This is a genomic window from Leptospira wolbachii serovar Codice str. CDC, assembly GCF_000332515.2.
GTDB lineage: Bacteria > Spirochaetota > Leptospiria > Leptospirales > Leptospiraceae > Leptospira_A > Leptospira_A wolbachii.
In genome coordinates this window covers 1522829-1547726 of the sequence record NZ_AOGZ02000014.1, presented here as the reverse complement: position 1 = coordinate 1547726, position 24898 = coordinate 1522829, and the positions used below count along the sequence as shown (strand labels likewise).

The window sequence follows — 24898 nt, the reverse complement described above, 5'->3', positions numbered from 1 at the left end:
ATTTCTCTTGACCATCTGAAAGTAGGGTCTATCATAAAGACCGCTTTTAGATGGAGAGATATGGCAAATAACCTAGCAGAAGTTTATAAGGAATCCGCAGAAAAATTCGGTCCAAGACCCGCATTCTGGTATAAGAATGCTCAAAAGGATTACCAAGCCCTCACTTACAAGGAACTCTATGAAGATGGGCTCGCACTTGCAGAAGCCCTCATTGATTTAGGAGTTAAGGCTAGAGAACACATCGGAGTTCTAGCTGACAACCGTATGGAATGGATCATCGCCGATTGTGCGGTGTTAACTGCTGGTGCTGCCAACGTTCCACGGGGTTCTGATATCACAGATTCAGAAATTGTTTATATTTTGAACCATTCGGAAGCTAAGATTGTTTTCGTTGAAAATGATAAAGTTTACGAAAAATACAAAAACAACAAATCCCAAGTGAAGTCGGTAAAAACCGTCATCATTATGGACAAAGACACCAAACTTAAATCAGGTGCTGGAATTCTTCATTTTTATGATCTCCTAGAAAAAGGGAGAGATATGCGTGCCAAAGGAAAACGAGAGGCAGAGAAACGAATGGCCGGAATCAAACCGGACGATTTGTACACTCTTATTTATACTTCTGGAACCACAGGAATGCCAAAAGGCGTTATGCTTATGCATTCCAATATGATTCACCAGATGCACTATGTAGTTCCTCGTGTTGCCAAAGTATCACCTGACGACCGTATGTTGTCTATTCTTCCTGTTTGGCATATCTTTGAACGTGTTGTTGAATACTTCGCTATCATCAACGGTGGTGCTACTTATTATACAAAAGTAACGGAACTTCGTAACGACATCCAAAAAGCAAGACCAACCTTTATGGCTTCGGCTCCACGTGTTTGGGAAAGTATTTACAATGGGATTTACACTCGTATTAACGATCCAAAACAAACTCCTCCTGTGAGAAGATTTTTATTCAAAGTGGCTTACTTCTTTTCAAAACACTACCATGCTGCCATTCGTTTTCTAAAAGGTTGGGAAGTTGATTATGAAGGAAGAAACATTTTCCAATCCTTAGGATTGTCTGTTATTTCTATCGTTAAGCTTTTGTTAACTGGTCCGTTCACTGTGACCATTCTTGCCATTTTGGCAGCGCAGTTTGGATTACCAGAGGACAGTGCCTTCAAAACTCCACTCTATGTGATTGCGGGGTTAGGAGCTCTTTTTAACTCTTTTACTTTGGATCGCATCGTACTTTCCAAAATCCGCCAAGCAACTGGTGGGCATTTACGTGCCACTTTATCGGGGGGTGGGGCTCTTCAAAAACATGTGGATGCCTTCTTTATGGATATCGGGATTACGGTTCTGGAAGGATACGGAATGACAGAAACAGGTCCCGTGATTTCTGCTCGAACCTTCGACAGACCAGTGATGGGATCTGTGGGTGATATTGTTCCTCTCAGCCAGGTGCAAATTCGCGATGATGCAGGAAATGTCCTTTGTCATATCGACGACAAAAGAAATATCATCTTTGGTAAATTAGGTGTGAAAGGTGTAGTTCACATCAAGGGACCTCAGGTAATGAAAGGATATTACAAAAATCCAGAAACTACCAAAAAGACCATTGTGGACAATTGGCTCAATACCGGTGACATCGGGATGATTAACTTCAAAAAAACTCTGACTCTTACAGGTCGTGCGAAGGATACCATCGTTCTTCTTGGTGGAGAAAACGTAGAGCCAGTTCCTATCGAAAACAAAATCGATGAATCAACTTACATCAAACAGTCGATGATTGTGGGCCAAGACCAAAAAGTTCTCGGTGCCATCATTGTTCCTGACTTTGATGCTCTGATCCCTTGGGCAGAGGAAAATGGAATCTCTGAAAAAAATCCTGATAAACTAATTACCAATCCTAGGATTGTGGATTTTTACAAAAAGGAAGTTCGTAATTTTAACAGTGTTAAAACCGGTTTCAAAAACTTCGAGCAGGTGCAATACGTAACACTCATTACAAAACCGTTTGAGGTGGGTGATGAGCTGACTAACCTAATGAAGATGAAACGACACGTGATTACGGAAAAATACAAAGACAGAATTTTGGAACTCTACAAAAACAGTTAATATGACTCCATTTGCAGAGATTTTTCATGGAGACCGCATCTTGGAAATCAAGATGCAGTCCAATGAAAAGAACACATTTGATTTTGAAGCTTTCGTCTTATTCGAACAAATCTTAAAAAAACACGCAAACAATCCTAATTTACGTGTTTTGCTTTTTTCATCCGCACAAACACAGTTTTTTTCCAACGGAATTGAACCCACACTTATGTATGGGAAGTCAGAGTCCGATGTTCGAAAGTCCGTGGAACAGTTGTTAAGAACAGCACAAACCTATTTTCATTTTCCTGTTCCTACCATTGCCGTGGTGAACGGACATTGTATGGCCGCAGGAGCTGTGTTTGCTCTCTTTTCTGACTATCGGTATATGGTGGACAAAGGAGCAAGGATCGGTTTTTCCGAAGCCATTGTTGGTTTAAACTTTCCTTCGATTCCTACAATCGTTTTGCAAGATTTGGTTGGTGTTAAGGTCACTCGTGATCTTTTATTTACTGGTAAACAAATCAAAGGTCCGGAAGCAAAAGAAATCGGTCTTGTCGATGAGTTATTTAGCGCTGAAACATTGTTTGGTGAATCATTAAAATTTGCTGAATCACTTGCAAAACTCACGAACAATTCTTGCCGGGGAATGAAAACTGCCTTAAGAGAACCCTACCGTAACCGAATGGAATCTCTCTTTCAAATCGATGCAGATCTTTTTACAAAAGTCATTTTATCTCCCGATGGACAGGAAGGATTTTTGTCCCTCATTGAAAAACGTAGACCCAAGTTCATTACTTAATATCTAGATTTATTTGTTTTATCTGTTGGACAATTTGAATAAAATTCTATGTTCTAAATGGGCTTAACAAATTGCCCCAATTGACTCCCTGGTTACTTTTAAAAGTCTAACAATAAGGAGTTACTATGTCAGAAAACAATCATTATTATAATGCAAAGGATTTAGGTAGATTTGGTGAAATTGGTCGCACCAATCCTGCTTTAGCAGACAAATTTTTCGGATACTACAATGCAGTGATGGCAGAGGGTGCTCTTACGGAAAGAGAAAAGGCACTCATTGCCCTTGCTGTGTCTCATGCCTTAAAATGTCCCTATTGCATTGATGCTTATACAACAACCTCATTACAAAAAGGTGCTGATGAAGCACAAATGAATGAAGCAGTTCATGTTGCAGCCGCTATGGCCGCTGGAATCAGTTTGGTTCATAGTGTTCAAATGCAAAATAAAATTGATGAACTTTCTTTCTAGATTATGGAAGTAACCGAACAATTATCCACCTTACGCGCATATAGTGGAAAGCCGTTTCATGAAACTGTAGGAAAATCAATTTCTGCAAGATCTCTAAAGGTTTTCCAAATCAATGTGGGTAGGTGGTGTAATCAAGCTTGTCGCCATTGTCATGTGGATGCATCCCCGATCCGAACGGAAATGATGGACAAAGCTACTGTGGATCTTTGTTTGGATTTAATTTCAAAAATTCCCGAAATTGAAACAGTAGACATCACCGGCGGTGCCCCAGAGGGGAACCCTCACTTTCGTTATCTCGTCGAAGGGTCTCGAAAGTTAGGCAAACGAGTGATGGACCGTTGTAACCTTACCATTTTGGAAGAACCTGGTTATGAATGGTTATACGAATTTTTAGCAAGTTACCAAGTAGAAATTATTTCCTCACTTCCTTCTGTTTTGGAAAACACTACAGACAACCAAAGAGGAAAGGGTGTTTTTCAAAAATCAATTACCGCCTTAAGGAAGTTAAATGAGCTTGGTTATGGGAAGACCCTTCCTATTCATTTGGTTTACAACCCTAATGGACTTTTTTTAAGTTCAGGGCAATCGCAATTAGAAAGAGAGTATAAAGAATCTCTTTCTAAAAAATATGGAATTATATTCAATCAATTGTTTTGCATCAACAACCTTCCCATCAATCGATTCTTGGGTTCGCTTGTTCGAGCAGATAAGTTTGAAATGTATATGGAAACTCTTGTCAATGCTTACAATCCGGCTACAGTAAATGGCCTTATGTGTTTAGATCAAATTTCTGTAGGTTATGATGGGACGGTGTATGATTGTGATTTCAATCAAATGTTGGATTTAAAATCGAGAGAAGTAAAACATCTCAGGGATTTCGATTTGCAATCTTTCCTTAGTCGAGATATCGTTGTAGCAAATCATTGTTACGGGTGTACTGCAGGTGCGGGATCCAGTTGTGGTGGGGAGATTGTTTAGATGTCGATTCAAAATGAAAAAGATTTACAAGGGATTTTAAAAGCAGGGAAATTTGTCGCAAAGGTTCGTGAACTTTTAAAACTACTAGCAAAACCCGGAGTTTCTACTTTGGAATTGGACAATGTTGCCAAACTTGAGTTTGAAAAAGCAGGGGCTTTCTCTGCTCCCAAATTTGATTATAAATTTCCTGGTTACACTTGTATCAGCACCAATTATGAAATTGCTCATGGAATTCCGAAAAACGAAACTATTTTGAAAAACGGTGATTTGGTGAATATAGACGTTTCGGCAAAACTCGATGGATACTATGCCGATACGGGAATTTCTTTTGTAGTTGGCGAGTCCAACGAAAGACTTCAAAAACTTTGTGCAACGGCAATTGAAGGAACGATGCGTGCCACAGAACAAGCGTTCACTGGTAATTATTTACGTCATATTGGAAGAGAAATTCATTCTGCAGCCGTCGAAAATGGATTTACTGTGATCAAAAATTTAGCGGGACATGGAACTGGGAAAAAACTCCATGAAGAACCGCAAGTTTTGGTTTATGAAGAAAAACGAGACCAAAGGAAATTGGGCAATGGCCTGGTCCTTGCGATTGAGTCTTTTATTTCTACGGGAAGCCAAACTGCTTATGAAGAAGAAGATGGTTGGACACTTGTGGCTAGTAACCGTCGTGGAGAACTCAGTTATGTGGCGCAGTGCGAACATACAGTGATTGTCCAAAACGGAAAACCCATCATCGCTACATTGTAAATTTCATAGTGGAAATCATTGAATCAGGTGCCTCGCAAGAAAAAATGCGAGGAGTACTTGTCCTTTGGCCGAGTACGGGTGGCAATGCCAGATCGTTTCGGATTCGTGATTCAGAGCTTCAAGGATTGGGTCTTCGACTCATTCGGTTCAATCCCCCCTCGCATGGAAACTCGGAGGGAAATTATGATCCAAAGACTTCCATACAATTGTTAGATGCTTATCTAAAAGAGAGAGGTTACTTAAACAAAGAATTGTATGGAATTGGCCATAGTGGAGGCGGAGCAGCTCTTCTGATGTATGCAAACCAAGTTTGGTTTCGGCATTTGTTTTTACTTTCCCCCATTTTGGATAGTGTTCTTAGCCTTCGATTTTTGTATGAATCTGGTTCGATTGAAGAGTTTAGTCGCCTCCTTTTGTTACCTGGTATTTCCGATGAAGTGGCTCCCAACAAACAAATATTAGAGACTTTGGCAAACCCACAATGGTTGGAAGATGGAAAAATCCAAAATTTAACTGTATCGATCAAAAACAGCCGAGTCCAGTTGTCGGACTTATCTGTTTTTCTAAAAAACCTATTTTTACCAGGATTTGTTGTGGATGGTTCTCTCATTCAAAAACGAACTAAATATACAATCTTTCTTCCTAAAGAAGACAAGTGGTTTCCAAAAGAGTACACTCTGAACTTCGCCAAACAGAACGGAATCAACTGTATCGAAATACCAGAAGCACCAGACCATTTTTTTTCTTCCTCCTGGCTTACTATTTGGAAACAAATCAATGCAATTGGGTTATAAATAGGAAGTTTTCTAACTGAATCAGAAAATCCTTTTAATTACTTTACAAATGAACTAGAGTCATTTAGAATCTCCACCTGTATCTTATCCAATATAGTTTGGTTCCGATACAAAAGGAGGATTTGTGGAAACGATTTATTTTACACTCATTGGATTTGCACTTTGGACATTGGGACTTGGTGTATCTTTAACAACGTATCGTAGTATTTTGGTATTACTCGGCAAAAAAAAATCAAATGAATTTCCGGCTGGAGTGCAACATGGATCGGACTTCAATTGGAGACTGAACCGTGCTCATCTCAATAGCTTGGAAAACCTTCCTCTTTTTTTGACAGTAGTTTTTTTAACTTCGAGTTTTGGGATGATTGATAGTTTTGTCAACCAGGCAGGGTTTGTGATTTTGGGAGCAAGGGTTTTGCAATCCCTCACTCATTTAACTTCCACAAGTGTTTTAGCAGTGAATGTCCGATTTACGTTTTATATGATACAAATTGTAACTTATATCGTACTTTTGGTTCGTCTGTTCTAAACACCTTCACGTTTTAAATCTCGGCTCATAAGAGCCTTAACAACTTCTTTCGGGTCTTTGTCTTCGTATAACATCCGATACACTTCCTGGGTGATGGCCATTTCCACACCCAGTTTGTCGGAAAGATTCTTTGCAGAGAGAGTGGTTTTGACACCTTCTGCGACTTCATTCATGGAAGCTAAAATTTCTTTTAGTTTTTCACCTTTGCCTAAACGAAAGCCAACTGTACGATTTCTTGATCCTTCTCCACAACAGGTGAGAACCAAATCTCCCATTCCTGATGGCCCGAGGAAAGTCATTGGGTCTGCACCCATTTTGATTCCCATTCTTGTGATCTCGTTTAACCCGCGTGTGATGAGAGCAGCTCTTGTATTTTGGCCAAACCCGAGACCATCGGCAACCCCAGCAGCAATGGCAATGACATTCTTCAATGCACCACCAACTTCTACACCCACCACATCGGGCGTCCAATACGTTCGAAAGTAGGTAAAACTAAAAATCTCTTGCACTCGTTTGGCGGTGGCTTCGTTCTTTGATGCGATGGACACAATGGTGGGAACTCTTTTGACCATTTCTTTGGCAAAACTGGGACCAGAAAGATAAGAAAGTTGTGAATGGAATTGTCCGGGAAGTTCTGATTCAAAGATCTCTGATATAAGCCTGAGACTTTCGTTTTCAATTCCTTTGGATGCTGAAACAATGGGCACTTTCGGCGGGATATGGTCTTTGATTTCTTTTAAAATTCCTGAGAGTGCATGGCTCGGAGGAGCCGAAACGATCATATCCTTGTCTTTGACGACGTGGATGAGGTTTGTATCCGCTTTTAGTTTCTCCGGGAGCAGTAAATCCGGCATGTGTTTTGTATTTATATGTTTTTCATTGATGGATCTTGCTTGATCCTCGCTCCTGGTCCAAAGGGTGACGTCATACCCCTTGTCCGCTAATATACTACCTAGTGCAGTGCCAAAACTTCCAGCGCCAATGATACCAATCTTCATGAGTTCTGTATTCTAAATCTGCTTTCCAAAAAGGCAATAGAAAATAAAATTAAAATATGCTTTTAACGGATCTTCTCCGTTTCAATCCACTGAATCTCTTTTTGCCACCAAAAGTGGTCCCAAAGAGTAATTATAAAGTCACCTTACTATTAGGTAGCTTACGAAAGGTCATATCGACTGAGATCATTGCGGAAGATCCCGATTTAGAGAGTTTGGAAGTCTCTTCTGCCAAGGGTGAGGTCATTATGACAGGAGTTTACCGGATGGGTTGGCTCTGGATTGCTCGATTTTTGAATGTGGAATCCATTCGTTATCGTGTCCGCCTCAAACCTGTTTCCGTCAAAGATAACAAAGCTCGATTGAAAATTGTGGGATATCGTGTTTGGGATACAAAACCTAGGCGTTTTGACTTTGTTAGGTGGTTTGGCAAGGTAGATCCTTTTCACAAAAAAAAAGTTTTTGAGTCTATCTTACATGCGGCACCTCACCTACTTTCACTTACCGGTTTACAGTGGGAAATTCTATTTGATCTAAATTACTTTCTCAACTTAGTTCCTTCGATCGCAGGAAAAATTGAAATCCAATACATCATTGGAGATAATAATGAACTTTATATTTTCGTAAGATCTTCCACCATCCTAAAACCTCTTGTGGATTTTTTTGGACCTGAATATTTAAAGATAGATTATATTGAAGAAGACCGCGATATACAGATGTTACTTTGGGAAAATGAATAAATGAAAATCATTTATCTTACGGACATCCATGATGGACTTCATGGTTTAAAACGAATTCTGCAAACCACAGAGGCAGACTTATATTTGTTTTCCGGAGATATTATTTATAAGGCATTTTTTTCTTTTGATCGCATCATTGATTTTTGTGGAGTCCAGGAAGAATTGTACTATTTGTTAACGGAAAGGAAGGATGATTCCACTCCTTTTGATTTTACAACTCATGCCATTCGTTTTCCTGAAAAGTATTCCACAGCCATCGTAGAAAAATCCCAAAAGTATCGAGATTTGTATAAACTCGCTGCCAAAACGATGAAAGAAAAATATGAAATCATCGAAAAACTAATCTTAAAATATGCCAAGTCACCTGTGTATTGTTTGCCGGGAAACTATGATTTGGATTTACAATACACAGAACTCTACCAACGCGAAGTGCATCGTAAAAGTTTTGAATTCGGGAATCTCAAAGTTTCTGGCTACGGCGGTGCTCCCATTTGGACCTCAGGGATTCCAGAAAAACTCACCGTAGTTTTTCATGAATACACAAAGAACGGAAAAAATTATAGTGAGCCGGAAGATTTTTTCCGCGAAGAACTACCAGACATTTGTTGGATTCACAATCCGGCTTATGGATACTTTGATACCATTCCCGGTGTAGGAAAATGTGGAAGCCAAGGGATTCGAAGGTATTTGGATGATGAATCACCATCGCTCGTTGTCTCCGGCCATGTCCATGAAGACCAGGGAATCAAAAAAACAAGAAATACTGTCTTTATCAACCCATCTAACTTTGGTGCGGTGGATTCTTTACATGGATTTCAAGAGGGTGGATATTTTGCCGAAATTCTTATGGAAGGAAAAAACGTAGTTCAATCCAATCTTTGCCAGTTGCGAGGTGAGGATTGGCATACACTCATTGAAGTAGATTGTTCTGAAAAATATCCGAAATTAATATCCCAAAATCCCATCTCCACAGTGAGTTCCGAAGACTACATTCGAGGCAATTAAATGGTCACCTTTCTTACGATATGCGGTGTCCTTTTTACCGTGGCCTTTTTTTTATACGCCCTCTCTGCTGTTGACAATCAAAGTTTAGATAAAAAAGAAAAAGAACGTCTCGCAAAAGAAGGATCTTTACGAGTCGGGGATCCAAGAAAGATCTATGGAAAAGAAAAAGATCCGAGTATGCCACGCATTCGCCTATGTCCTGTTTGTGGGACAGTCCTGCGTAAAGATGAATTTTTATATGCTGCCATTTCTACCTATACCAATAGTGAAGGAAAAAAACAGGCACAAATTTATGGATGTAAATACTGCTATTTGATTTTGGATTCTGAAAGAAAACCAACAGATTCTTCAGAAACAACGAATCTGAAAGACAATGGATTTGGGCCACCCAAACCCACGGATGAACTATGAAACAGGGACTAGATCTATCGCAAAGTTTATCCACACTGAAAGGGATTGGTCCCAAACGAAAATCTGTCCTTTTAGAACATGGAATTTCTACCTACTTTGAACTCCTAACTTATTTCCCACGCCGTTATTTAGATCGTAATTTTACAAAAGACATTATCTTAAAACAAGGGGATGTGGTGACCCTTCTGGGAACGATTGCGGATAGTTATATCGTTCATGGAAAAAAGAGTCGCTTACTTGTTGGGTTTCGGACCTTAAACAACGAAAGGATCAATTTGGTATTCTTTCGCGGCGTGAATTTCTTTCATAAGATTTTTACAGTCGATAGAAAGGTAGTCGTCTCTGGAAAATTAGAATACTTTAAAGGATACCAGATCCTCCACCCAGAGTATGAATTTTTATCCGATAAGGAAGACCCAGAAGATTCCATTCATGCGGGTCGTATCATTCCACTTTACCCATCTACAGAAGCCCTCAAAGAAGATGGTCTTGATTCCAAAGGTTTAAGAAAACTCATCCATCAAGTCCTGGCAGGTGGTGTGATTGCAGAAAACCTTCCCCAGAAGTTAGTCAAAAAACGCACCTTACTTCCTCGGGACGAGGCTTTTCATGAAATTCATTTTCCGGAAACTATGGAAGCCGTACAAATTGCACGGAAAAGATTTGCTTATGAAGAGTTTTTTTACTTCCAAAGGCTTTTATTATACAAACAAAGAGAAAGACAAAAAGTAAAACGATTGCTTTGGCCGCTTCCCAAATCCCCTTCCCATGAGAACTTGGAAAAGAACCTTCCCTTCGAATTGACAGAAGACCAAAAAGTAGCTGTCTCTACCATTCTTTTGCAAACGAGTTCTGATTCACCGGCTGCCTTTTTACTCCAAGGAGATGTGGGTTCGGGAAAAACAATTACAGCCCTTCTCATTGCTCTCCATTATATTGATAACCACATCCAGGTAGTGTTTTTGGCGCCCACAGAAATTTTAGCTCGCCAACACTACCAAACCATATATAAATTTATGGGCAATATGCCTTTTCTTGGAATTGAGTTATTGTTAGGTGGTGAAAACAAAAAAACTCGATTAGAAAAACTGACAAGGATCAAAATGGGAGAATCCAATATCATCATTGGAACTCACTCTCTATTACAAGAAGATGTCGTTTTTTCTGACTTGGGTCTTGTTGTGATTGATGAACAACATAAGTTTGGTGTGGACCAAAGAGAAACCATTCGTTCGAAAGGAAAAAATCCTGATATCTTGGCAATGACTGCAACACCGATCCCGCGGACACTTTGTCTTACTTTGTATGGGGATTTAACTTTAGTAAATATCAAAACAAAACCCAAAGGCCGTAAACCCATTGATACAAGATGGTACAAAGAAGATAGAAGAGCAGGCGTTTACAATTCCATTCGTAAGTATGTTGGATCGGGAAGACAGTGTTATATTGTATATCCGTTAGTAGAAGAATCGGAAAAAGTCGACTTGGAATCTTGTACTGTGGCTTATGAAAACCTGAGAACCAATGTATTTCCCGAATTAAAAATTGGATTGCTACATGGGAAAATGAAAAGTGCAGAAAAAGAATCGGTGATGGAGAAATTCAAATCAGGAGAAATCCAAATTCTTGTCACAACCACGGTAGTGGAAGTTGGAGTGGATGTTCCCAATGCTACAATATTAGTAGTGGAACATGCAGACAGGTTTGGAATTTCCCAATTACACCAGTTACGTGGTCGTGTGGGAAGAAGTGATATCGAAAGTTTTTGTATTTTAATGACGGGTGATTTTATTAGTGATGAAGGACGTGACCGTTTGGAGGCACTTGTAGCTTCCAACGATGGATACTATTTGGCCGAAAAAGATTTGGCGATTCGAGGTCCCGGGGAACTTCTAGGTGTCAAACAAAGTGGACTCCCTGAATTTAAAATTGCCGACTTGGTTTCCGATCGGAATTTACTTGATGAAGCCAAAGAAGATGCTTCTTCCTTTCCTTTGGATGATCCCACCGAAGTGGCTGAATTGAGTACAAGATTCAGTGAAGGCAAATTTTTATTTGCGAATTAATCCTTAAATTTTTAATGAACCTATCTATGTTACGAACTAAATACATAACTCTATTATTTGTTTCTTTCTTTTTAGTTTGCGGAGAAAAACCGCTGAAAACATCTCCCACAGATTTGTATTTAGGTATTGATAAAACTTCCTATTTAACGGGTAAATTCAATTCTCCTGGCCCATTAGCGTCTGTTATACTAGAGGAAAATGGAAAAGAACATTTTCTTAGGCCTGATGTTAAGAAGGCTCTCCACCAAATGGTGAATGATTTTGAAGATTCAAAACCATCGACTTACAAACAACATATATTTTTAGTTTCTTCTTTTCGAAACTTTAGCCATCAAAAAGGAATTTGGGAATCCAAATACACGGGTAAAAAAGCAATGCGTGTTCCCATCAAAGGGAAATCACCGGAAGAAATTACCAATTTGATTTTGGAATTTTCCAGTGCTCCAGGAACTTCTCGCCACCATTGGGGAACCGATTTTGATATCAATGCCCTCGACAATGCCTATTTTGAAGAGAATGGAAAGGGGAAAATTCTTTACGATTGGTTAAAACAAAATGCAAACAAATACGGATTTTGCCAACCGTACAGTCGTTTGTCGACAAGAAACAACAAAGGATACCAGGAAGAAAAGTGGCACTGGTCTTATGCTCCGATTTCGAACCAACTCACAAAAGAATGGGCCAAGGGATTTACGTCAGGTCAGATTCAATTGGCAGGAAGTTTTTTAGGTGCTGATGTTTTAGGAGACCGGGCTTTGGACTTTGTTCGTTCCATAAACCCGGATTGTGAAAAGATTCAAAACCCTTCTTTATAGGGTTTTATACAGATTCCACATACTAGACAGTAGAGTTTCTGCATCACTATAAATTGGTTTCCAATTTAGTAGTTCTCTTGCTTTTGCAGAAGATGCGAGTAACTTCGCAGGATCTCCTGCTCGTCTACCACTTGTTTTGTGAACAATGGTTTTCCCTACCACTTTTTCAGCAAGATCTGCCATTTCTTTAACAGAGTAGCCCGATTCCGAACCTAGATTCACCGTCAAACTTTCATTTTTCGACATAATGTAATTCAAAGCTAAAACATGGGCTTTCGCTAAATCGGAAACATGAATGTAGTCACGAACACAAGTTCCGTCTTCAGTTTCATAATCGGTTCCAAAAATTTCGTATCCATTTCGAATTCCCGAGGCTGTTTCCATAATAATGGGTAATAAATTGGCAGGAGTTTTTTCAATTCCTTTGATCCTACCTTTTGGATCATAACCTGCGGCATTGAAGTACCGTAATCTTGCAGATTTTAAACCTTTTAATTTATCGAACCATTCGAGGTTTTCTTCAATACAGAGTTTTGTATATCCGTAGTAATTCTCTGGTTGTAAGGGATGATTTTCATCGATAGGTAAGTATTTGGGTGCTCCATAGACAGCAGCGGAAGAAGAAAAAACAATATATTTACAATCATGTTCTATCAGTGCATTTAACAAAGTAAAGGTGCCATTTAAGTTATTCATTGTATACTTAAGTGGATCGGTCATGGATTCACCGGCAGCTTTCCACGCAGCGAAGTGAAAAACGGCATCTATTTTTTTTGCAAATATTTGTTTTAAAATTTCAGGATTTTGGATTTCTCCTTTGATGAATTCATTTCCAGGAAACAAATTGGCTTCGTTTCCTTTTTCCATATCATCGACAACGAGGATATCATGTCCCAATTCCATAAGTTCTAAAACAATATGACTTCCGATATAACCGGCTCCCCCGGTAACGAGAACTCTCATTCTTCGTCAGATCCACCTGAGACAAAACGATGATCTACAACACCGCGTTTACTGGACTCAAAGAATTCGATAATTTTTTTTACTTCTGGTGCGGGATTGGTATCCTTTTTTAATTCAGCAAGGGCTTGTTTGGTATTGAGCCCGCTGTGATATATGATTTTATAAACACGTTTGATTGCCAAACGAACATCCGCAGAAATTCCCGCACGTTTCATACCAACAACATTCAAGCTGACTACGAGTGCAGGATGACCATCCACTGTAGCATACGGAGGTACATCTTTTACTACTTTCGTAAGACCAGCTAACATTGCATAATCAGAAACACGTACAAATTGATGGACTCCAACGGAACCCGAAATAAAAACTTTATCACCAATGACGACATGGCCGGCGAGCATCGTGTTTTGAACCATAATGTTATGGTCACCAACGATCACATCATGAGCAATATGAACGTTCCCCATAAGATAGTTATGATTTCCTATGACTGTAGCTTTTCCTTCTACGGATCCACGGTGGAAGATAACGTTTTCTCGGGTATGGTTGTGGTCACCAATTTCTAAATAGGTCTTAGTTTCCGGTTTGAAGGCTAAATCTTGTGGTAATCCGCCGAAACTTCCGCCCGACGATAGTTTGTTGAACTTACCAATACGAGTTCCTGATAGGATCTTTACATGGGATTCAATGACGGTTCCTTCGCCGATTTTGACATCTTTCTCAATGATACAAAACGGTCCTACTTCTACGGACTCATGGAGTTCCGCCTTCGGATCGATGATGGCAGTGGGGTGAATTTTCATAGTGTTTTACAAAAAAAACCGATTCCGAGGACCTGCAAATGATTTTTTAAAATGTAATTTACACGCTTTTCTTAGTCTGTTTACTTTTGACTGGGTGGTGTAACTTGCTTATAGATTGGTCTCGTATAGAATCTTTAGTGGATATGAACGATCCAGAGGACCAGGCCTGGTTAAAAGAGATGATAACCTCTCTTTTGGAAAATATGGCAACTCGGATCGAAAATTTAGGCCGTCTTTTGGTCTCCAAAGAACCAAAGGATTTGCAGGCAGAATTACACCAAATCAAAGGTGTGGCTGCTAATTTTGGTTTGGCAGCGCTTTCAGAAGTGGTGATCAAAGCAGAAGGTTTTGCAAAAACCGGCGAAATTGAAGCCTCGGTGGAAGAGGGAAAAAAAATTGCCGCTATCTGGGAATCAACCAGACTAGAATTAGAAAAGAAGTTTTCTACCTAAAAATCCACTGACTCGTTAGTTTGCGGCTGAGATTTCCACGGCCGCCTTACTTCCATTATAGATTCCCTCAATTGTATTTCTAATTACAGATTCATTCATACGTAGTAGCAAATCTTCTGATTCAGTGAATATATGAATGAGTTCTTTTGCGTGTATTACTTCTCTACATTCCACAGTTCCTTCTCCGAGTTCCAATGAACGAAGAACCGATGCGGCCTCATGATCTCCCACTCTGCGAATAAAAAGTTTAGGAACCGGATAGAAAGCAAGCTCCGATGGTTTTGTGACTAGAACATCTGTAATACGAATCAGTCTATCGGTTGCAGAAAATGCTTCCGTGTGTGATGGAAAATGAAACAAAACAACAGGTGGATTGTTTTCGTTGTCTTCGGAACGTAAAGGGTGACGTTCAATAAAATGAATTAAATCTTCCCAAGTATTTATGGATAAATAGGGAATTTTTTTGACGATAAGAAACTCTTCAATGGATTTTAGAACTTTGGTATGATCCCCTGTATTGATCCAAAACACTGCCTTCTTATTTTGCAGATGGTTTTTACTCAAACGTATTAAATCGATTACATAACCTTTTTGGGCACCAGCTCCTCCAATGGGGATAAGAAACCTTCTGCATTTTTTAGAATCAATTCTACGAACGCGATTTTCACTGTCAGTCACTGCATTCGATAGAACATCTTCGGAAACCCAATGTCCCGCAACAGCAAGGTTTTCTTTTGGAACACCCATTTGGATAAACTTTGAATAGGCGGAAGGAGTCTGGACTAAATTCAGTGCACCCGGCACTAATAAATAATATTGTGGGTAGTTATCACAAATAAGGTGGATTGTTTTTTGAAATCCTGATGCTACCGCAATTTGACCATTTAACGGATATGTGGTGATTACGGGAGAGTCGGTCGGAATTCCCTTCATAAGCCCCTTATAAAGCTCCGCCAATTGGCAAGAAAGTTCTAAAGAAGTTAGATTTCCTTGGGACATAAGTTGTCCCCAAAGCCATTCCACTGGTCCACCAATCTCGGCACTGAGTCTTGAAAAATAACTATAACCAGAATCAATGTCGGCGATAGCGGTTGCCTCAGGGGACTGGATGGCAAGTAGGTCATGTAAGTAAGTGGGAATTTGTTTTTTTAAAGAATGAGAATAAACGGACAAAGCCATACGGTGGTGGCCATACCCCATACGAATACTTCCGACCACCAATCGTTTTTGGATGGGATTTGGTCCTTTGTCTGAGATGAGTTCCAAACCAGGATACAAAGGAGACGGAGAGGAGAACAAGGGTACATGGGAGTTGCCAATCGAATAACGTTTTTGGAGGATTCCGCAAATGAGACCTGCGGTTTGTTTGGATAAAAAGCCGGTTTCCAGGCCGAACATGGGTTCTCGATTCATGCAGGAAGTCTATCCATCTTGGATTCCCTTTCAAGTGAAATTTCAATTCTTAGCTGACAGGTGACTAAATTTGCCTATTTCTGGTATCTATGGAACAAGTTTATATATTGGGCGGACTTAGATCTGCATTCGGTAGTTTTGGCGGAACTCTCAAAGATATGAGTGCCGTAGACCTTGGAGTAGAAGTCTCCAAAGCAGCACTTCAGAAAACCGGTGTGGATCCATCTCTCATTGAAGAAAGTATTTTTGGGAATGTAATCCCAACGGGAAAAGACGGAATCTATTTAGCACGACATATTGGTTTAAAATCAGGAGTCCCCATTGCGAGCCCTGCACTCACACTCAACAGGCTTTGTGGTTCTGGAATGGAAGCTGTCATCCAAGCGGCAAAAAAAATTATGTTAGGTGAAGCACATACAGTTCTGGCTGGTGGTGTAGAATCAATGAGTAACGCACCTTATGTGGTTCGTAATGCAAGATTCGGTGTTCGTTATGGAAATTCTGAATTTGAAGATTCTTTAGCGACAGGTTTAACTGACATTTATGTAGAACTTCCCATGGGAATGACTGCTGAAAACTTATCTGACCAATACAAAATCTCCAGAGAAGAACAAGACCTTTGGGCAGCAACTTCTCAAGAAAGAGCCGAAGAAGCAACAAACAAAGGAATCTTAAAAGATGAGATTCATGCCATTACGATTAGTGGAAAAAATCCTATCGTATTTGATAAGGATGAATTCATCAAAGGAAAAGCGGGTGCAACAAAACTAGCTAACTTAAAACCAGCTTTCAAAAAAGACGGAACAGTCACTGCGGGAAATGCCTCTGGAATCAATGATGGTGCCTCTGCCTTGATCGTCGCTTCTGCATCCCAAGCCAAAAAATTAGGGAAAGAACCTTTAGCGATTGTAAAGTCATGGGGACATGCAGGTTGTGATCCGGCTAAGATGGGAATTGGTCCAGCGATCGCTATCCCTGCTGCCTTACAAAAAGCAGGACTTAGTTTAAAAGACATCGGTCTTTTTGAAATCAACGAAGCATTTGCTGCACAGTATCTAGCGGTTCAAAAAGAATTGGGACTCGATCCAAAAAATACCAATGTGAATGGTGGTGCTGTTGCCATTGGACACCCACTCGGAGCTTCAGGTAACCGTGTGACTTTGACTCTTGCATTAGAAATGCAAAGACGAGGAGTTAAATACGGAGTTGCCTCACTTTGTATTGGTGGTGGCCAAGGAATTGCTATCGTTTTAGAAAATCCGAAAGCATAACAGTCTGTTTTAAAAAACTTCCGGGTTGTCAATTCTCGCACTCTGCCCAAAGGCCATTTTTCTTTTGGTGGGTGGATGACTTCTCGGAAGCTAAAAAATATTAAGGAAATCCACTAAGAATTTTTCCTTTCCCCCAACTCCCTAAGAAACAATCAAAAGAATCAAGTTTTTTCCAATTTCAAACCCAGTTTTGAACGGATGGCCTTTATCTGCTTAGGACTAGCCCGATTTTCGTCGATGGTAACAGTAATACATGGATGCGAAATTTTTCGAAAATGGCACTGATTAGCGCCTCGAATCCTCATTGTAGCGGATAAATAAATGCAATCTGAAGTTAGGCGAAATCTTGAAAAAATCCGCACAGTGTTTCGAAGTAATTATTTACTAGCGGAACTGGACGAAGCAGAAAGGGAAAGCCTACTACCATTTATTGAAGTACGTTTTGTTCGGTTAGGACAAAATCTAATTAAAGCCAACCAAATGCCGGAATACATTCATTTTGTATTAACTGGTCGATTTGGAATGAAACAAAACAAACAAGACTTGAGTTTGGGTAGATATACTTTTGTTGAAGTCGGTGAATCCATTGGGGAAAGAATCACTCTCACGAAAACTCCGTCTAAACATGATTATTATGCACTTGAGCCTTCTATAGTACTTTTACTCCCTACATCTCGTTTTTTAAAGTTAGTTGAATCGCATCCAGAAATTGCAGAAAAAGCAAAACATAGAGAAGAAGAACAAGAAAAGTTTCATTATGTTCGTAAACTTAGTTTCTTTGATGAACTATCACCAGAAGAGATCAAACTCATTCTCAAATCCATACAGTTAGTAAAAGTCCCACAAGGAGATTTTATATTTGCGGAAGGGGAAGAAGGAGACGCCGCATACATTGTTCGATCGGGGAAAATCCAGATTCGAACAGAAAATCCAAGAAAGATTATCTCCATTATGCGTTCGGGAGATATCCTTGGTGAGATTGCTATCTTCAAACAACAGAAACGATTAGCAAGTGCAGTAACCTCAGAAGATTCCGATTTATACAAAATACCTGGTTCTGTTTTTCGTAAGGTTATTGGTGTAGAAAAAGGAAACAAACTAGAAGAAATTGTTCAGTCACGTTTACTTCGTTATTCGACTTACAAGGCGAAAGAAAAAGAAGAAAATATAATACGACCGTTTGTCTCTAAACGTTTCGAATTTAGAAAGGCAACTAAAAAAGTATACATAGAGCAAGTCACTACAGAGGAACATACATTAGTTGGTCTAGTTTGTTCCGAATTGGCTTTAAGAGTATTCGACAAACCTCTCCCAACAAACTGGAAAATTAGGATTAAAAATGAGTTAAGTAGGAATATTGTCCCTGGTATTTTTGAATTAGCGATTGAGCTTGAGAAGTTGGGTTTTTTAACCAAACAACAACACCTTTCTCCAGACCAACTTGTTGAATTAGAAAATCCTGTTTTTATTACTGATGATGAAAGTGTTCCTTGTTTGTTGTATCTATATGATTTAGAGTTAGATGCGGTTCTTATCTCACATCCAATCAAAGGAGTTTACGAACTTCCAATTTCTCAATTTTTACATATTTGGGATGGAGTGATATTGCAGTTTTCACCGGCACCGGCCACAATGTCTGCCGATGTTAGTTTGATTAGCTTTTTTAAAGAACTCCGAACTTTGTTTAGTCCCAAACGAAGTGAAATTCGTTGGATCTTGGTTGCCACAATATTTTCTGCCTTTTTAACATTGTCTTTACCTTATTTGATACGCCAAGTGGTGGATCAGGTATTAGTCTTTTCGGATAGAAATTTTCTATTTACCATAGTGATTGGAGTGGCTCTCGCGGTATTTTTCCAAACACTGTTTTCTTTATTTAGAAATCTAATTTCCATTGGGCTTATGCAAAGTTTGGAATATAATTATTTTGTACGATTTTTCCAACATATACTCAACTTAACTTTACCGGAATTCCGTAAATTTGAAACGGGTGACTTTACCCAAAGGTTAAAAGAAAACCAAAGGATATTAGAAATCACACAAAGATCTGGTTTATTTTTGATTCTAGATTTAGTGACTCTCCCGATTTATCTTTTCATCTTATTTCGTCTGGATAGTAGCCTATCCTTTGTTGGCCTTTTCTTTTTAATCGTTTATTCATTGTTTGTTGTTCGTTCCAGTTCCAAAATCAAAAAATTACAAAAACATAGTTTCGAATCAAAAAAGAAAACTACTTCCTTTTTCTTATCATTATTTGCAGGAATGCCACTCATCAAATCATCAGCGATGGAAAGTCGTTATCTTTCTAAAGGTTTGAATGAAATAGCAAGAACCATCCTCACCAACTTACGAGTTGGGAAACGAGTCCATGTTTTGCAGTTGATAAGTAAATTCTTTGAACAAATTGGTCTGATAGCAGTGATTACATTCGGTGTAAGTGATGTTTTAGATGAATCATTGACCTTGGGGAGTTTTTTGGCTTTTTTGGTGCTCTATTCACTTTTGATGGAACCGATAGTTAGGCTTTGTCATGTATATGAAGATTTAAGCGAATTACGTGAGTCTCGAGCACGGCTGACAGAAATTTATTCACTTCCTGGAGAGATTGTCAGCCAACGACCCTTTGGTGAATTGCCCAGACTTTCTGGAAAAATTACCTTAGACCATATTAGTTTTCGTTATTCAGAAACAAGTCCCGATATACTTTCTGATATCAATTTGGAAATAGAAGCAGGCGAAAAAATAGCTATTGTGGGAAGGAGTGGGTGTGGGAAATCCACTTTGATGAGGGTTATGATGGGAACACTCACACCAAGTAAAGGAAAAGTATTTGTGGACTCATTCGATCTTTCCACATTAGATCCTGAAGAAGTAAGAATTCAGTTTGGAGCCGTGGAACAACATCCAATTTTATTTTCTGGAACTATCGCTGAAAATTTATCCAAAAAAAATCCATCCCTAAACAAAGAATCTTTGTTAGCTGGTGCAAAATTAGCCTCTGTTGATCATTTTGTTGATAGATTTCCAATGAAATATGAAACAAAAATTGGAGAATCGGGAATTGGCCTTTCAGGTGGGCAAAGGCAAAGGTTGGCAATCGCTAGAGCTTTAGTGACTAATCCAAGTATTTTGTTCTTAGATGAACCAACATCGGCCTTAGATTCTGAAACAGAATCACATATCCAATCTCAGTGGGAAACAGTCTTTCAGGATAGAACGGTCATTCAAATCTCTCACAGACTTCACAGTACAGTCAGTGCTGATAAAATCATTGTGTTGGATGAAGGTCGGATTGTAGAGATGGGAACTCATGCTGAGTTGATTACAACCAAAGGTTTCTATTACCATTTGTTCCCAACATTAAGTGAAGGGGATAAAGATGTTTAAAAAATTTAAAAACATAAAAGAAACTGATTCTAACTGGGAATCAAGACATTCAGCATCCTATTATGATGAGTTATTAAAACACCCTGCACCCAATTGGGAGAGAAAAGGAATTTATCTCATCACTGCATTTTTTATCTGTTTTATTTTGTTCTTAGTTTTCGGACGAGTGGATGTTGTTGTACAAGCAACAGGTTCCATTCGACCAAAGGGAAACTACCACATGGTAGAAGCTTTGGAAACGGGAACACTGACAAATCTATATGTAAAATCTGGGGACTTTCTTAAAAAAGGTGAGCCCATAATGGAATTAGAATTTTCAGAGCAACAAATTGAATTATCAAAAGATACAAATAACTTAGATTATGAAGAGAAAAAATTACAACGTTTAATTCGAAATAAAAGAGAAGCGGAAAAGATACTAAAAAACTTAGCTTATAATTTAGAAAACAATTCAGGATCTGCTTTGTCGGGTGGAGTATTAAATAAATTCGTAAGCTTAAAAAAAGCATTTATGGATTTTCAAAACGGTGTTGGAGCAAAATTTATTTATGATCAAAGTTTATTAGAGTTTAACGAAGAATTCGGGAACTTAAAGGACGAAATTCAAAGAGAAGAAAATGTGATTTCGAGTCTTCGAGGTGATACGAAGTTAAAACGAGAAAGAGTTGCTAATGCAGTCATACGAATGCCTTTTTCCGGTATCATTGGAGAACTTTCTGTCAATAACGTGGGACAAAATATCATTCGAGGTCAGACGGTTGCGTCCTTAATGGAAGAAGGTCAACCATTAGAAGCAATAGTCGAAGTTAGTAGTAAAGATATCGGGGCCGTCCGCATTGGACTAACATCAGTGATCAAGGTAAAAGCTTTCCACCAAAATGATTTTGGTGTAGTGGAAGGAACCGTTTCACAAATCATCCCCAATACAAAAGAAAAAGATTCATTTTCCGTGATTCTTATTTTAGGTACACAAGATTTAAATCAAGATGGTAAAGAATTCCGGTTGTTTCCCGGTTTAAAGGTAGTTGCGGATATCGTCATCGATAGAAAGAGCATCTATCAAATTTTATTTCGTTCTGCAGATCCTAGGAATTAATTTTGAAAAACTTAAAAGAAATTCCTAGAGTTGTTAGTGAGGATGAATTTTTATCTACACTACCAACTAACGAGTTGAAGAAGTTAGTTCGTTTATTTGAATTTAGATCTCTTGTCGCAAATGATAGGATAGGAGGAAATGAATTAGAGCCGACACCAATCCTAATTGTTGAAACGGGTAGGATTCAAGTTAAATTAAAAATTAACGAAAAAGAACTATTGATTCGAACTTTAACGGAAGGCTCTTTCTATGGAGTTGCCGAATTATCTTCGGATTCATTAAAAAAACAACTATTCCAAGTAGAAGAGAATTCGAAGGTTCGCGTTTTATCACAAGCTCAATTTATAAAATTCATTGAATCTGATAAAACTAAAAAGCAGTTATGGAATGAATATAAAGAAAACGTACAACTTCGTGATGAATTAAGAATCCATCCCTATTTTAGAAAACTATCGAATCCAGAAATTCAAGAGTTAGCCAAAGTTTTAGTAAAACGAAAGATATCCTCTGGCCAAATACTAATGAAAGAAGGAAACAAAAGTTCTTCTTTGTTTTTTATTCGATCGGGAAGGTTCAAGGTCACTAAATCTACTTGGCAGAAAGATTATTTTTCCTTCGTCGAAGCAGGTTCTGTGTTAGGTGAAATGGGGGTGTTGGAGAAAAAAGTAAGAAATGCAACAGTGACTGCTGTGGAAGAAAGTTTTGTTTATGAACTTTCTTCGAAAGATGCTGAAAGTTTTTTCAAAAAATCAGAAAGTCTATTGATCACCATTCGTTCGATTATGAGCGAAAGGAAACTAAACTTAGGTGATGGTATTGAAGAAGATAAATTCGAAACATCTTCGATATATGAAGAAGATAAGTTTCATTTTTTACCTAAGTTAAAATTTTCACCGCCACTACGAAATCAATTAAGGTTTCCATTTTTGTTTCAAGATGGTAAGTCACAATCTGGTGATGCATGTCGCAAAATGATATTTCGTTATTGGGGATTTTCCTTTGCTGATTATGATGCGGATTCAGCTTTTCCTGATTTTGATCCAGACATCAGGCCGAATCATTGGAAGAGTAGTTTTGGAGAAGGAAAAGGAGACTGTTATTTTGTAAATTGGAAAGAACATGAGGTAGAATTAAATAACAATCCGGCCATAAACTTTTTTGAGAATTCTAAGTACGTAATCGTGAAGTCCATTGGGCCAAAAAAAGTTCTCATCGTTGACCCAGAGTATGGCGAGATGAGTATTTCTCGAGAAGAATGGGAACAAAAATCTTCGAATGTAGTTATCTATTTCATTCCTAAGGTAAGACCAGATCAAAAATGGGAATGGAAAAATAGATTTTTTTCTGGGCTTGCCGAATATTTTTTACCTGCAATTCAATATTTAAAAGCAGGTATTGTTGCAAGTTTTGTGATTAAAGGTTTAGAAGTTTTTATACCTTTGGTGAATTTGTATTTGATCGACGCTGTTTTGTTACAAGAGAACAAAGAGTTTTTTCTTCCGGTAGTTTTAGTTGTTGTTTTACTTAGTTTTTCTCAATCCTTTCTTGGTTACTTCCGGTCCAACGTTATCTTTTTTACGAGTAATCGGGTAAATCAGACGATTGCCATTCGCTTTTTAGTAAAATTGATTTCTTTACCCATTTCCTTTTTTGAGAGGAATCGAAAAGGAGAGATCCTGAATCGTTGGGAGGAGATTGAATCAGTGATTTTATTTTTCTCTGACCAAGGTGCAATGAAAATTTTTGACTTACTTTTTAGTTCGTTGGTATTTGTTATCTTTCTCTTTCTTTCTCCACTATTGCTGGTAATTATTGGTTTTTTAATCTTGCCCGAGATGTTAATCCTTCGTGCACTTACTCCTAAAATCATTGAAGAAACAAAAAAAGAATCACTGAAAAAATCAGAAACACTAAGTTACTTCATAGAAACCATCCACGGTTTTGAAACAATCAAAAATCTAGGTGCTACATATTCTCACCGTTGGGATTTTGAAAAAAGACTTACGACTCAATTGAATTCAGAAGGGAAAAAGCTTTTTTATTCTAACTTGATTTTTACTAATACTGAATTTTTTAAACAGATAACTATCGTCATAGTCATGTTAGTTGGCAGTATTCTGATTCTGAAAGACCAGATGACCCTTGGAACCTTGTATGCGATCATTGGTCTTGTTGCTTACATTCGAAATCCAATTGTTTCTTTGTATGATGATTTTTTGAAATTTCAAAAGGCCAACATGTCCTGGAATCGATTGCGTAGTTTTGAATCTCTGGATAGCGAAATGACCGATAGAGACAATTTATTTAAAGTGGATTTACCGGAAGTAAAAGGGAATATAGAGTTTAATAATCTTACTTTTTTTTATGATACATTAAAACCAGAATCAGGAATTCGTAATCTAAAAATTAAAATTCAAGCTGGTAAAAAAGTGGCCTTTGTCGGTCGGAGTGGAAGTGGAAAATCCACAATTTTGAAACTGATACTTGGTCTATATAAACCACAAGAAGGGGAAATTATCATTGATGATGTTTCTTTGGATGAAATTTGGCTTCCAAGTTTACGAACAAAAATTGGTGTGCTCTTCCAAGAGAATCCTTTGATTGCGGGAACTGTCAGAGAAAATATTTCGATCACAAAACCAGAAGCAACACTCAGCGAAGTAGTAGAGGCGGCCAAACTTGCTTGTATCCATGACGATATCGTAAAACTTCCGCTTGGTTATGATACGGAAATCTCTGAGAGAGGTTTTATATTTTCTGGGGGACAAAAACAAAGAGTGTCACTCGCTCGATTGTTTTTACAAAGACCGAATCTCCTATTGTTGGATGAGCCAACTGCCTCTTTGGATAAGGAAACGGAAGCCCGGATTCTGTCTCATATAAATTCTGTTTTTGCAGAAGCAACCATCATCACAGTGGCCCACAGATTAGATACAATCCGTAATTATGACCAAATTTTTGTATTGGAACGAGGAAAATTGGAGGGTAAGGGCAGTCACCGGGAATTGCTTTCTAAAGGTGGAATTTACCAATTACTTCATTCCAAACAGGAAGCGATCCGATAATTGAT

The 24898-nt window shown here is 38.6% G+C and carries 21 protein-coding genes; 17 read left to right on the top strand and 4 right to left on the bottom strand.

Translation table 11 applies throughout. The annotated features are described in order from the left end of the window. The first annotated feature begins 60 nt into the window (after positions 1 to 60). From LEP1GSC195_RS12670 to LEP1GSC195_RS12640, 7 genes are all read left to right on the top strand, one after another. Entirely contained in the window at positions 61 to 2109 is a 2049-nt protein-coding gene (locus LEP1GSC195_RS12670) for an AMP-dependent synthetase/ligase (RefSeq protein WP_015680839.1), read from the top strand. 1 nt (position 2110) lies between these two features. Further along, a complete protein-coding gene (locus LEP1GSC195_RS12665; protein WP_015680615.1) occupies positions 2111 to 2887 on the top strand; it encodes an enoyl-CoA hydratase/isomerase family protein in 777 nt (258 codons plus the stop codon). 125 nt (positions 2888 to 3012) lie between these two features. Further along, a complete protein-coding gene (locus tag LEP1GSC195_RS12660) occupies positions 3013 to 3354 on the top strand; it encodes an arsenosugar biosynthesis-associated peroxidase-like protein (protein ID WP_015680612.1) in 342 nt (113 codons plus the stop codon). A 3-nt stretch (positions 3355 to 3357) separates the two neighbouring features. After that, a complete protein-coding gene (gene arsS, locus LEP1GSC195_RS12655; RefSeq protein ID WP_015681107.1) occupies positions 3358 to 4332 on the top strand; it encodes an arsenosugar biosynthesis radical SAM (seleno)protein ArsS in 975 nt (324 codons plus the stop codon). Next, positions 4333 to 5088: a type I methionyl aminopeptidase gene (gene map / locus LEP1GSC195_RS12650; RefSeq protein WP_015682746.1), complete on the top strand. Its 756-nt coding sequence runs from the start codon at positions 4333 to 4335 to the stop codon at positions 5086 to 5088. Positions 5089 to 5096: 8 nt separating this feature from the next. Then, complete coding sequence (locus LEP1GSC195_RS12645; protein WP_015681021.1) at positions 5097 to 5882, top strand: alpha/beta fold hydrolase; 786 nt, start codon at positions 5097 to 5099, stop codon at positions 5880 to 5882. Between the two features lie 124 nt (positions 5883 to 6006). Then, positions 6007 to 6411, top strand: coding sequence for an MAPEG family protein (locus LEP1GSC195_RS12640; RefSeq protein WP_015681610.1), 405 nt, complete (start codon positions 6007 to 6009; stop codon positions 6409 to 6411). Here the strand turns inward: LEP1GSC195_RS12640 and LEP1GSC195_RS12635 are convergent. Then, positions 6408 to 7409 (bottom strand): NAD(P)H-dependent glycerol-3-phosphate dehydrogenase, encoded by a 1002-nt coding sequence (locus LEP1GSC195_RS12635; RefSeq protein WP_015680828.1) that lies wholly within the window; start codon positions 7407 to 7409, stop codon positions 6408 to 6410. The genes LEP1GSC195_RS12640 and LEP1GSC195_RS12635 overlap by 4 nt on opposite strands. Before the next feature lie 56 nt (positions 7410 to 7465). Here LEP1GSC195_RS12635 and LEP1GSC195_RS12630 point away from each other — a divergent pair, with 56 nt between their 5' ends. Genes LEP1GSC195_RS12630 through LEP1GSC195_RS12610 form a run of 5 tightly spaced genes read left to right on the top strand, consistent with a single transcriptional unit; the run spans position 7466 to position 12443 of the window. Beyond that, positions 7466 to 8146, top strand: a complete 681-nt coding sequence (locus LEP1GSC195_RS12630) for a hypothetical protein (protein ID WP_015681872.1) — start codon at positions 7466 to 7468, stop codon at positions 8144 to 8146. Then, complete coding sequence (locus LEP1GSC195_RS12625) at positions 8147 to 9151, top strand: metallophosphoesterase family protein (protein WP_015682661.1); 1005 nt, start codon at positions 8147 to 8149, stop codon at positions 9149 to 9151. Then, positions 9152 to 9562: a hypothetical protein gene (locus LEP1GSC195_RS12620; RefSeq protein ID WP_015682256.1), complete on the top strand. Its 411-nt coding sequence runs from the start codon at positions 9152 to 9154 to the stop codon at positions 9560 to 9562. It abuts the gene before it with no gap. After that, on the top strand, positions 9559 to 11628 hold the full coding sequence (recG, locus tag LEP1GSC195_RS12615) for an ATP-dependent DNA helicase RecG (protein ID WP_015681614.1): 2070 nt from the start codon (positions 9559 to 9561) through the stop codon (positions 11626 to 11628). The genes LEP1GSC195_RS12620 and recG overlap by 4 nt, the downstream gene beginning before the upstream one ends. Before the next feature lie 26 nt (positions 11629 to 11654). Beyond that, positions 11655 to 12443, top strand: coding sequence for a M15 family metallopeptidase (locus LEP1GSC195_RS12610; protein ID WP_015682377.1), 789 nt, complete (start codon positions 11655 to 11657; stop codon positions 12441 to 12443). On the opposite strand, the gene galE is transcribed toward LEP1GSC195_RS12610, so the two are convergent. After that, a complete protein-coding gene (gene galE, locus LEP1GSC195_RS12605; RefSeq protein WP_015681993.1) occupies positions 12438 to 13406 on the bottom strand; it encodes a UDP-glucose 4-epimerase GalE in 969 nt (322 codons plus the stop codon). The genes LEP1GSC195_RS12610 and galE overlap by 6 nt on opposite strands. Further along, entirely contained in the window at positions 13403 to 14209 is an 807-nt protein-coding gene (lpxA, locus tag LEP1GSC195_RS12600; RefSeq protein WP_015680771.1) for an acyl-ACP--UDP-N-acetylglucosamine O-acyltransferase, read from the bottom strand. The genes galE and lpxA overlap by 4 nt, the downstream gene beginning before the upstream one ends. Before the next feature lie 143 nt (positions 14210 to 14352). Here lpxA and LEP1GSC195_RS12595 point away from each other — a divergent pair, with 143 nt between their 5' ends. Further along, complete coding sequence (locus LEP1GSC195_RS12595) at positions 14353 to 14661, top strand: Hpt domain-containing protein (RefSeq protein ID WP_015681256.1); 309 nt, start codon at positions 14353 to 14355, stop codon at positions 14659 to 14661. Positions 14662 to 14676: 15 nt separating this feature from the next. On the opposite strand, the gene LEP1GSC195_RS12590 is transcribed toward LEP1GSC195_RS12595, so the two are convergent. After that, complete coding sequence (locus tag LEP1GSC195_RS12590) at positions 14677 to 16074, bottom strand: DUF6938 domain-containing protein (RefSeq protein ID WP_015681666.1); 1398 nt, start codon at positions 16072 to 16074, stop codon at positions 14677 to 14679. An 89-nt stretch (positions 16075 to 16163) separates the two neighbouring features. Between LEP1GSC195_RS12590 and LEP1GSC195_RS12585 the strand changes: the two genes are divergently transcribed. The 4 genes from LEP1GSC195_RS12585 (at position 16164) to LEP1GSC195_RS12570 (ending at position 24893) form a co-directional block, all read left to right on the top strand. Continuing rightward, positions 16164 to 17345 carry an acetyl-CoA C-acetyltransferase gene (locus LEP1GSC195_RS12585; protein ID WP_040506703.1) on the top strand — a complete coding sequence of 394 codons (1182 nt, stop codon included), beginning with the start codon at positions 16164 to 16166 and terminating at the stop codon, positions 17343 to 17345. Positions 17346 to 17666: 321 nt separating this feature from the next. Beyond that, positions 17667 to 20732, top strand: coding sequence for a peptidase domain-containing ABC transporter (locus LEP1GSC195_RS12580; protein ID WP_015680922.1), 3066 nt, complete (start codon positions 17667 to 17669; stop codon positions 20730 to 20732). Beyond that, positions 20725 to 21828 (top strand): HlyD family efflux transporter periplasmic adaptor subunit, encoded by a 1104-nt coding sequence (locus LEP1GSC195_RS12575; RefSeq protein WP_015681477.1) that lies wholly within the window; start codon positions 20725 to 20727, stop codon positions 21826 to 21828. The genes LEP1GSC195_RS12580 and LEP1GSC195_RS12575 overlap by 8 nt, the downstream gene beginning before the upstream one ends. 2 nt (positions 21829 to 21830) lie before the next feature. Continuing rightward, positions 21831 to 24893: an ATP-binding cassette domain-containing protein gene (locus LEP1GSC195_RS12570; RefSeq protein WP_015681981.1), complete on the top strand. Its 3063-nt coding sequence runs from the start codon at positions 21831 to 21833 to the stop codon at positions 24891 to 24893. Positions 24894 to 24898 lie beyond the last annotated feature (5 nt).